This window comes from Pseudoduganella sp. RAF53_2, from assembly GCF_052113985.1.
Classification (GTDB): Bacteria; Pseudomonadota; Gammaproteobacteria; order Burkholderiales; family Burkholderiaceae_D; genus Rugamonas.
The window spans coordinates 1-8,912 of record NZ_JBFRDW010000204.1 but is presented as its reverse complement, the minus strand read 5'-3'; the positions used below and the strand labels follow the sequence as shown (position 1 = coordinate 8,912).

Here is an 8,912-nt window from a genome sequence, read left to right as displayed (position 1 = left end):
GTCTTGCGGCAGCAGGCTGGTGGGGATACCAACATACTGGCTGGACCGGGGCACTGTCCGCGCTGTGGATCGCATTGATCCTGRGCGTGATGGAAGTTTCGCTGTCCTTCGACAACGCGGTGGTCAACGCCTCCGTGCTCAAAACCTGGGACGCCTTCTGGCAGAAGCTGTTCCTCGGCGTGGGCATCATCATCGCGGTGTTCGGCATGCGCTTGCTGTTCCCGCTGGTGATTGTGGCCGTCGCGGCAAACCTGAGCGTACCGGAAGTGTGGTCGCTGGCGATCAATGATCCGAAATCGTTCTCGATGCACCTGACGAATCACCACGCGGAAGTGGCGGCCTTTGGCGGCATGTTCCTGCTGATGGTGTTCCTGAATTTCCTGCTGGACCACGAGAAGGAGCTGCACTGGCTGGGCAACGTCGAACGCAAGCTCGGCGCGCTGGGCAAAGTGTCGTCGATTTCCGTGATGGTGGCGCTGGGCATTTTGCTGGGCAGCCTGTCCATCGTGGACGAAGCACAGAAGCTGATCGTGCTGGTGTCCGGTATCTGGGGCGTGCTGATTTACGTGGCGGTGGATGCGCTGTCCAGCTTCCTGGAAAAGGAAGAAGAGGGTGGCGGCAATGTGGGCGAGATGGTGAAGCGTGGCGGTATCGGCGGCTTCCTCTACCTGGAAGTGCTGGATGCTTCGTTCAGCTTCGACGGTGTGATTGGCGCGTTTGCGATCACCAGCGACGTCGTCATCATCATGCTGGGCCTGGCGATTGGTGCGATGTTCGTGCGTTCTCTGACGGTCTACCTGGTCCACAAGGGCACGCTCGACCAGTACGTGTACCTGGAACACGGTGCTCACTACGCAATCGGCATTCTGGCAGTGATCATGTTGGCGAGTATGAAGTTTCACATCCCTGAAGTGGTGACCGGCCTGATTGGTGTGGCCTTCATTGCAGGTTCGCTGTGGTCTTCGATCCGCCACCGCAACAAGGAAAAAGCCCTGCTGCAAGCAGCGTAAGGGCGAGTAAGGAAACGCGGCGCGCTTATTAGACACCGGCCCGCCGCGCATGCAAGGTGTCTGACACTCAAGGAGTAGCAAATCATGGCAATCAGTCTGCAAAAAGGCGGTAACGTCAACCTGAGCAAAGAAGCCCCGGGCCTGTCGAAACTGACGGTGGGACTGGGCTGGGATGTGCGCCAGACCGATGGCGCGGCATTCGACATCGACGGTTCGGCCTTCCTGCTGAAAGTGGATGGCAAAGTACGCAATGACCTCGACTTCATCTTCTACAACAACCTGAAGTCCAGCGACGGCGCAGTCGCACATAGCGGCGACAACCGCACCGGCGCCGGCGACGGCGACGATGAAACGGTCAGTATCGACCTGACCCGCGTGCCGACCGATGTGGAGCGCATCGCGATCTGCGTGACGATCCACGAAGCGGACTCGCGCCGCCAGAATTTCGGCCAGGTACAGCGTGCCTTTGTACGCTGCGTGAATGGCGCAAACAACGGCGAGATCGCCCGCTATGACCTGTCCGAAGACGGTTCGACCGAGACTTCGCTGGTGTTCGGCGAGGTGTACCGCAACGCCGGCGACTGGAAGTTCAAGGCCGTGGGCCAGGGCTACAAAGGCGGCCTGGGCGCACTGGCTTCCTCCTTCGGCGTGAAGGTATGACCGTCTTTACCGTTACCGGGGACGTCGATCCCTTCCTCCATGTGTCGATGAAGCAGGGCGAGAAGATTTATTGCGAATCGAACGCCATGGTGATGATGGAATCGGCACTGGAGCTGAAGGGCAAGATGACCGGCGGTTTGGGCAGCGCATTGATGCGCACCTTTGCCAACGGCGAGTCCTTCTTCCAGCAGCACATCGAGGCGGTGCGCGGCAACGGTGATTGCCTGCTGTCGCCGACGCTGCCTGGCGCGATGCAGGTGGTCGACGTAGGCGCGCGCCAGTACATGATCAGCGATGGCGCCTTTGTCGCCGCCACTGGCGGCGTGGACCTCAAGGTGCGTACGCAAAGCCTGGGCAATGCGCTGTTCGGGCAGAGCGGTGGCTTCTTCATCACCGAAACGGCCGGCAGCGGCCAGCTGGTGGTGAGCGGATTCGGTTCGATGTCGCAGCTGGACGTTGAACCGGGCAAGGAAATTGTGATCGACAACGCTCACGTGGTGGCCTGGGATTCCGGGCTGCGTTATGAGTTGTCCGTGGCCACCCGCTCCGGCGGCGGCCTGCTGGGCAGCCTGGTGAACAGCGTGACCAGCGGCGAAGGCGTGGTATTGCGCTTCTCCGGCCAGGGCAAGGTGTTGATCTGTTCGCGCAACCGCGATGCTTTCACGAGCTGGCTGTTGCGCAATCGTCAGGGAGGTTAAGTATGTCAGTGAATTTGCAAAAGGGTCAGAAGATCTCGCTCGAAAAAGAAGCGGGCGGTCGCCTGAACCGGATTTCGATGGGCCTGGGCTGGGATGTGGCCAAGACCAAGGGCTTGTTCGGCCTGGGCTTCGGCGCCCGCGCAGCGGAAGTCGACCTGGACGCGTCCTGTGTCCTGTTCGATGAAACCAATAATCCTGTGGATGTGGTCTGGTTCCGCCAGCTGAAAAGCCGCGACGGCAGCGTTGTGCACAGCGGCGACAACCGCACCGGTGCCGGCGATGGCGACGACGAGCAGATCGCGGTGGCACTGTCGCAAGTGCCGGACAAGGTGCGCAGCATGGTCTTCACCGTGAACAGCTTCACCGGCCAGACTTTCGCGCAGGTGGAAAACGCCTACTGCCGTCTGGTGAATGCTGAAGACGGCCGCGAAGTGGCGCGCTTCAACCTGTCCGTGCAGGGTTCGCACTCGGCGCAGATCATGGCCAAACTGTATCGCCACAACGGCGAATGGAAGATGCACGCCATCGGCGAAAACAGCACAGGCCGCACTTTCGACCAGCTGCTGCCGCAAATCGCGACGCATCTGTAATGTAAAGCGTTCATAGGCGCTTCCCATGGCGTCTTTCCCTTACGGCGGTCCTGGCAACAGGCCGCCGTTTTTTTACATCTGCAAAGCGATCATCGCAGCATTATAGAGAGCGTGGGTAAGCATGGGGGCGAGCAGGGACTTGCTGCGTTCGTAAGCGACGGCGGTGCAGAGACCGACGATAAAGACTGGCAGCATGGACAGTGGCGGATGCACGACGGCGAAAATGGCGGCGCTGGCGAACATGGCGGCGCCGGCGGGCATCGAGCGGCGCAGGCCGCCGAAGATCAGGCCGCGGAAAATGAATTCTTCGAATAGCGGCGCGGCCAGTACGGCGAGCGGCAGTATCCAATTGATCGAGCCGTTCAGCGCCGGTACGGAAACGCCGAGGTGGCGCAGCACGGCCAGGTAAGCGGCAGCGAAGCCGATCGCGATCGCAGCCATGGCCAGCGACCATCCCGCTGCGGCGCCATAGCTGGCCGGCAGCAGGCGCGGCACACCGGCGGTGCGCGAGCGCCAGTAGATCAGGCGCGCCAGTGCATAGGTAACGCCGCCGGCGATGGCAAAGGCGAACGTCAGATGACCCATTGTCGGCTGGCTGCGGCCGGACAGGAACAGCAGGGCAATGATCTGAATAGTAAAGAACAGCAGCGCTGCCATGATGCCATCCGCTGCGGACACGCGCGGCGGTGGCGTCGCGGTAGTATCGAGCATATAGGGCAAGGCATCGCGCGCTTTCTGCCACAACGCGAGCGCCAGTGCAGCCATCAGCACGATGACGGCAAGCTTCAGATGCCACTCGGAGGTGTACAGAGCGATCGTATAAAAGGAACACAGCACGAAATAGGTGTAGACGAAAGTGGGCCGAACGCGCTGGCTGGCCTCTTCCGCCAGTGGATCGCAGCCCCACACGCCGAGCGAGACGGCAATCATGGAAAAGATGGGAATGCCTGCCAGTGCGAGAATCATCAGGCTGAAAAATTGCACGTCCGGCTTCGCGCCGCACGCGATGCCGACGCCGAAGATGACCAGCGGGTAGAAGGTGGCCAATGCCGCCCACAACTGCGCCTTTTCCTTCAACACGCTTTCGATGGAACGCGGGAAGGTGTAAAGCATCCACAATGCCTGGCCCTCCCGGTTCAGCGTCTGAAACGCCGACAGCATCAGCACATAGCCGCCGATGCCGAACGCCATCGCCGCCAGCACGCTCGGATTCGCGCCCAGTTCGGCGGTGTTTTCGATTTTGCCGTTGAAGATCAGCTGGCTGCCGATGATGATGACCGGTAGAAGCAGGCTTTGCACGAGGAAGCCGCGGTCGCGGCTAAGCAGGCGCAGTTCGCGGCGCTGTAGTGGCGTGCCGATCAAGGTGCGTGATGGCGCGGCGCTGATGGCCGTCGCGGCAGCCGAGGGAGTTGCGGCCTTGCGGCCTGTCTCGCGTGAGCCGGTGGCGACGACACCGTTGGCCAGCAGCGCGCGCAGGACTACCATGCACGCCCAGCCGGTCAATATGGCTTGCGCGATCAGCAGCGCAGCAGCGATGGCGGCGTGGACGGCATTGCGCGTATTCAGCGCCTGCACGACAAGGCCTGCCGGCGTCCAGAGCAGCCACGCGGGCGCGCGCGCGGCCCAGCCCATTGTCAACGCAGCGGTCGGCATGCTGAGCGACATGACGAAGTACATCAGTGGCAGGCTGGCAACCGATGCCACGGCCTGCAGATTGCGCAGCTGCGATGGCGCAAGGCGCAAGCGAAGACCGGTATCCACAACGGTGCGCACCGCGGCGGCGATGACGAGCAGCAGGAGCGCGACCGCGGTTGCCAGCAAAGGCGCGGTCCAGCGAAAGCCGGAGTGCCAGGCGATCATCAGGCACAGCGGCCATAGTGTCAGCCAGCCGGTCGGGTTGGCGATGGCGCGTTCCGCTATACGTGCCCACAACAGCGTATTGCGCTGCATGGGCAGGGTGATCAGCCACTCCAGATCCCAGTCCGGATTGGCCAGTTCCTTGCTGCCGAGGGGAAGTATGATGGCAACCAGCACAAGGGCCGCCAGTTCCAGGGCGATACCTTGCGCAAGCGCGGGGCTGAAAGCGGATGCTGCGACAGCGGCCACCGCTTCGTGCAAATGCGCGGTGATCTGAGCGTCACAATAACTGCCGGCGCCGAGATGGCAGTTCAGATTCAGGATCGTCATGCTGCTCATATTGACGAAGGCCGCCGTCATGAAGCCGGCCATCATCAGCGTGACCAGCACGCGCACGCCGCCTTTTCCCGCTGTGGCAGGACGGCTCTTGCCGCCCTTGGCGCGGCGCCTGAACAGCATGCCGCTCATATTGAACATGCGCCGCACACGGAGGCGGAACAGCAACCAGAAGGCGCGTCCGGCACCGGGCAGGAAAGCGTCCATCATGCTTCCGCTTCGCTGGTCACTTTCAGGAAGACTTCTTCCAGCGAGCTATTGACGCTGGAGGCGCCGCRCAATTCGTCGACCGAACCGGTGGCCACCAGCATGCCGCGGTTGATGATGCCGACGCGGTTGCACATGCGCTCCGCCATATCGAGCAGGTGGGTGGAAACGAAAATGGTTTTTCCGCGTGCCGCGCTGGCGATCAGGCGTTCCTGCACTTCGCGTGCAGCGCGCGGATCGAGGCCGTTGATGGGTTCATCCAGAATCAGCACGGCCGGGTCATGCACCAGCGCGCAGGCCAGGCCCAGCTTCTTCTTCATGCCCATGGAATAGTTGACGGCGAATTCCTCGCTCACTTCGTCCAGCCCGAATTCATCAAGCAGCCTGGCGGCACGCGCGATCGCTTCGCAGCGCGTGAAGCCGTGCATCTCGGCGACGAATTGCAGAATTTCGCGGCCGCGCAGGTAATCATAGAAGATGGGATTGTCCGGCAGGTAGCCGACGTGGCGTTTCACCTCCGCCGCCTGGGCGTGGCAGTCCAGGCCATCGATCAGCACACGTCCGGCACTCGGGACGAGAATGCCCATCATCATGCGGATGGTGGTGGTCTTGCCGGCGCCGTTCGGGCCGAGGAAACCAAAAACTTCGCCGCGCCCCACCGTCAGCGACAGTGGATGCACGGCGTGGTAGCTGCCGTATTGCTTGCTCAGGGCATCAAATTCAATCATTCGTGGCGCAGGCTCATGCCGATGCGCTCCGTGCGCGGCGCCCAGTTGCCCTGGATGTCCGCCGACACCAGAATGCGCTCGGCGCGGCCGATCAGCAGCTTGCGCGGCACGAAGCCGATGAAACGCGAATCGGCGCTGTTGTCGCGGTTATCGCCCAGCATCAGGTAGCTGTCGGCGGGAACGGTAACGGGACCGAAGTCGCGGCGGGCCTGGATTTCCGGCAGCACCTGGATGCTGTAACTGGCCTTGCCGTTATTCTCGTTCAGGCGCAGCGCTTTCAGATCGCCCACGTTGGCGATCGTTTCGGTGGCATTGTCGATCACCGAATACTRCGCGGGTTTGCCGTTGATGATGAGACGTTCGCCGCGCATTTCGACTTTATCGCCGGGCAAGGCTGCGATACGCTTGATCAGGCGCGTGCCGTCTTTCGGCGAGCTGAAAGTGACGATGTCGCCGCGCTGCGGATCGCCGAGGTGGGTCAGCGATACGTCGGTAAGCGGGACTTTCAGATCGTAGGCCACACGGTTGACGAATACGACGTCGCCTTCCAGCAGATTGGGATGCATGGAAGCCGAGGGAATCGGATTCCAGTCCGCAAACGCCGTGCGGAATATGCCGAGCAGCACGAGGAATGCGATAAAGCCCTTGTTGTCGCGGATCAGCTGTTTCATGGTCGATGGTCTCCGGTCGGGTAGCTGGACAGTCCAGAGCTTTATCATCTTATCACTATCTTAAGCCGTGCTTAGGCCGAAGGCGGCCAGCATCTGGCGTTGTCCTTTTGGCGGCACGCTGAGCGCGCGGCTGTCGAGATCCTGTTCGACCCAGCCCTTCTTCAGCGCCAGTTGCAGCAGGGCCGCGCCCAGTGCACCGCCGAGATGGGGACGGCGTTCGCTCCAGTCCAGGCAAGGGCAGGCGAAACGCCGGCGCAGCTTGCGCATCGCTTGCAAGTCCAGGCCGAGTTGCACGAATTGTTGTTCGCCTTCCGGCGTCAGGGCATATTCGTTGTCGCCATTGGTCGCCAGCCAGCCCTGTTCGGCGAAGTGATCGTGCAGGCGGACGGCAATGGTGCCGGCCATGTGGTCGTAGCAGGTGCGCGCGTTGCGCAGGCGGTCCGGCGTATTGGGTTTGAACTGTGGACGCGGCAGGCCCGCCACCACCAGCAGGGCTTCCAGCGCCGCACCCACGTCGGCATCGGCAATCTGGTAGTAGCGGTGTTTGCCCTGTGCGACCTGCACCAGAAGGCGGTCGTCCTTCAGCCGCGCCAGATGGGCACTGGCAGTAGAGGCGCTGACCTCAGCAACGGCCGAGAGCTCGGTGGCCGTGCGCGCATGGCCGTCGAGCAGGCAGCACAGCATGCGGGCACGTGCCGGCTCGGCGATGGCGCCGGCAACGCGGGCGAGGTGGTAATCGGCGTGTGCATCCATAGTTCGGTGTCGGACGAAATGTTGATGGTGGTTTTTCAGCATACTGCAATTTCTTTCACTTTGCTGGAGTATCGAAATGCAGAATCCTGTTGCGGCGGTAACCAGTGCCGATCCCTACGAATTCTATGCAGCGCTGGCGCGCGAACCCCGGCTGGTGTGGCGCGAAGGGATGTGGATTGCGGCCAGTCCGGCGCTGGTCATGGAAGTGATGACGCATGCCGCTTGCCGCGTGCGCCCGCCCGCTGAGCCAGTGCCAGCGGCGATTACCGGCGGCAGCGCGGGCGAAGTGTTTGCTGCGCTGGTGCGCATGAATGAGGGCGAACGCCATGCCTCACCCAAAATGGCCTTGCAGCGCGCGCTCGGCAGCGTGCCGCTCGAACAGGTCCGCGCAGTGGCATCGCGCATCGCGCGTGAGCTGGCCGGCGCTACGCCCATGACGGCCCCGCGTGTGTCGCAGTGGATGATGGAAGTGCCGGTGCGTACGGTCGCCAGCCTGCTGGGTTTCGACGATGCGCAACTGCCGGCGCTGGCGTGGTGGCTGGGACGTTTCGTGGCATGCCTGTCTCCCTTGAGCAGCGCCGCGCAGATTGCGGCGGCGCACGGCGCGAGCCTGGAGTTGCTGGATGCCTTCCGCGCGCTATTACAATCGCCCCGTGCCGGATCGCTGCTGGAGGCTGTGGTGCATGAGGCCGAGGAAGCCGGCTGGGACAACGATCATGCGATACTCGCGAATCTTGTTGGTTTGCTGTCGCAGACTTACGAAGCAACGGCGGGCCTGATAGGCAATACGGTCGTCGCGCTGCAGCGCGGCGCCTCGTGGCCTGTAAATGCAGCCTCGCTGGTGCGTGACGTCGCACGCATGGCCCCGCCGGTGCAGAACACGCGCCGCTTTGTGGCCGAAGATGCCGGCATCGGTGGTGTGCGCGTGCAAAAAGGGCAGGTGATCCTGCTGGTGCTGGCTGCGGCAAGCCGCGATCCGCGCGCTGAGGGGCGCGTGTTCGGATTCGGCCATGGCCCGCATGCTTGTCCGGGCCAGGCGATGGCGGAAGCGATAGCGTCGGCAGCGATTGAGGCACTGCAGGACGGCTTGCCGCGCATGCAGTGGCGTTATCGCGCATCGGTGAATGCGCGTATTCCTGAATTCTTTGAGGAGGTGGAATGATTGCCGTGATTTTTGAAGTGCTGCCGCATGCTGAGGGCAAGCAGAAGTACCTGGATATCGCAGCCTCGCTGCGGCCACTGCTGGATCAGGTGGATGGCTTTATTTCGATAGAGCGCTTCCAGAGCCTGAACAACCCGGACAAGCTGCTGTCGCTGTCCTTCTTCCGCGATGAAGCGGCGGTCGCGCAATGGCGCCAGCTGGAAGCGCATCGCTCCGCGCAATCGGCCGGACGCCATGCGC

The 8,912-nt window shown here is 62.4% G+C and carries 10 protein-coding genes; 6 read left to right on the top strand and 4 right to left on the bottom strand.

The features are described from left to right. The 4 genes from AB4Z11_RS13920 to AB4Z11_RS13905 all read left to right on the top strand — a co-directional run. Positions 1 to 1,010, top strand: a 1,010-nt coding sequence (locus AB4Z11_RS13920) for a DUF475 domain-containing protein (RefSeq protein WP_442025843.1), incomplete at its 5' end; no start/stop codon positions are given. Positions 1,011 to 1,094: 84 nt separating this feature from the next. Next, complete coding sequence (locus AB4Z11_RS13915) at positions 1,095 to 1,670, top strand: TerD family protein (protein ID WP_442025842.1); 576 nt, start codon at positions 1,095 to 1,097, stop codon at positions 1,668 to 1,670. Continuing rightward, complete coding sequence (locus tag AB4Z11_RS13910) at positions 1,667 to 2,368, top strand: TIGR00266 family protein (RefSeq protein WP_442025841.1); 702 nt, start codon at positions 1,667 to 1,669, stop codon at positions 2,366 to 2,368. The genes AB4Z11_RS13915 and AB4Z11_RS13910 overlap by 4 nt, the downstream gene beginning before the upstream one ends. Before the next feature lie 2 nt (positions 2,369 to 2,370). After that, positions 2,371 to 2,958, top strand: coding sequence for a TerD family protein (locus tag AB4Z11_RS13905; RefSeq protein ID WP_442025840.1), 588 nt, complete (start codon positions 2,371 to 2,373; stop codon positions 2,956 to 2,958). A 72-nt stretch (positions 2,959 to 3,030) separates the two neighbouring features. Here AB4Z11_RS13905 and AB4Z11_RS13900 read toward each other — a convergent pair whose 3' ends face one another. Genes AB4Z11_RS13900 through AB4Z11_RS13885 form a run of 4 tightly spaced genes read right to left on the bottom strand, consistent with a single transcriptional unit; the run spans position 3,031 to position 7,510 of the window. Next, positions 3,031 to 5,361, bottom strand: coding sequence for a CPBP family intramembrane glutamic endopeptidase (locus AB4Z11_RS13900; protein WP_442025839.1), 2,331 nt, complete (start codon positions 5,359 to 5,361; stop codon positions 3,031 to 3,033). Beyond that, positions 5,358 to 6,086 carry an ABC transporter ATP-binding protein gene (locus AB4Z11_RS13895; RefSeq protein ID WP_442025838.1) on the bottom strand — a complete coding sequence of 243 codons (729 nt, stop codon included), beginning with the start codon at positions 6,084 to 6,086 and terminating at the stop codon, positions 5,358 to 5,360. The genes AB4Z11_RS13900 and AB4Z11_RS13895 overlap by 4 nt, the downstream gene beginning before the upstream one ends. After that, entirely contained in the window at positions 6,083 to 6,757 is a 675-nt protein-coding gene (gene lepB / locus AB4Z11_RS13890; protein WP_442025837.1) for a signal peptidase I, read from the bottom strand. The genes AB4Z11_RS13895 and lepB overlap by 4 nt, the downstream gene beginning before the upstream one ends. Positions 6,758 to 6,817: 60 nt before the next feature. Then, entirely contained in the window at positions 6,818 to 7,510 is a 693-nt protein-coding gene (locus AB4Z11_RS13885) for an ArsR/SmtB family transcription factor (RefSeq protein WP_442025836.1), read from the bottom strand. 76 nt (positions 7,511 to 7,586) lie between these two features. On the opposite strand from AB4Z11_RS13885, the gene AB4Z11_RS13880 reads away from it, so the two are divergent. Continuing rightward, positions 7,587 to 8,672: a cytochrome P450 gene (locus AB4Z11_RS13880; RefSeq protein WP_442025835.1), complete on the top strand. Its 1,086-nt coding sequence runs from the start codon at positions 7,587 to 7,589 to the stop codon at positions 8,670 to 8,672. Next, positions 8,669 to 8,912 (top strand): antibiotic biosynthesis monooxygenase family protein (locus tag AB4Z11_RS13875; protein ID WP_442025834.1); only part of this gene is annotated, 244 nt, incomplete at its 3' end. The genes AB4Z11_RS13880 and AB4Z11_RS13875, both read left to right, overlap by 4 nt.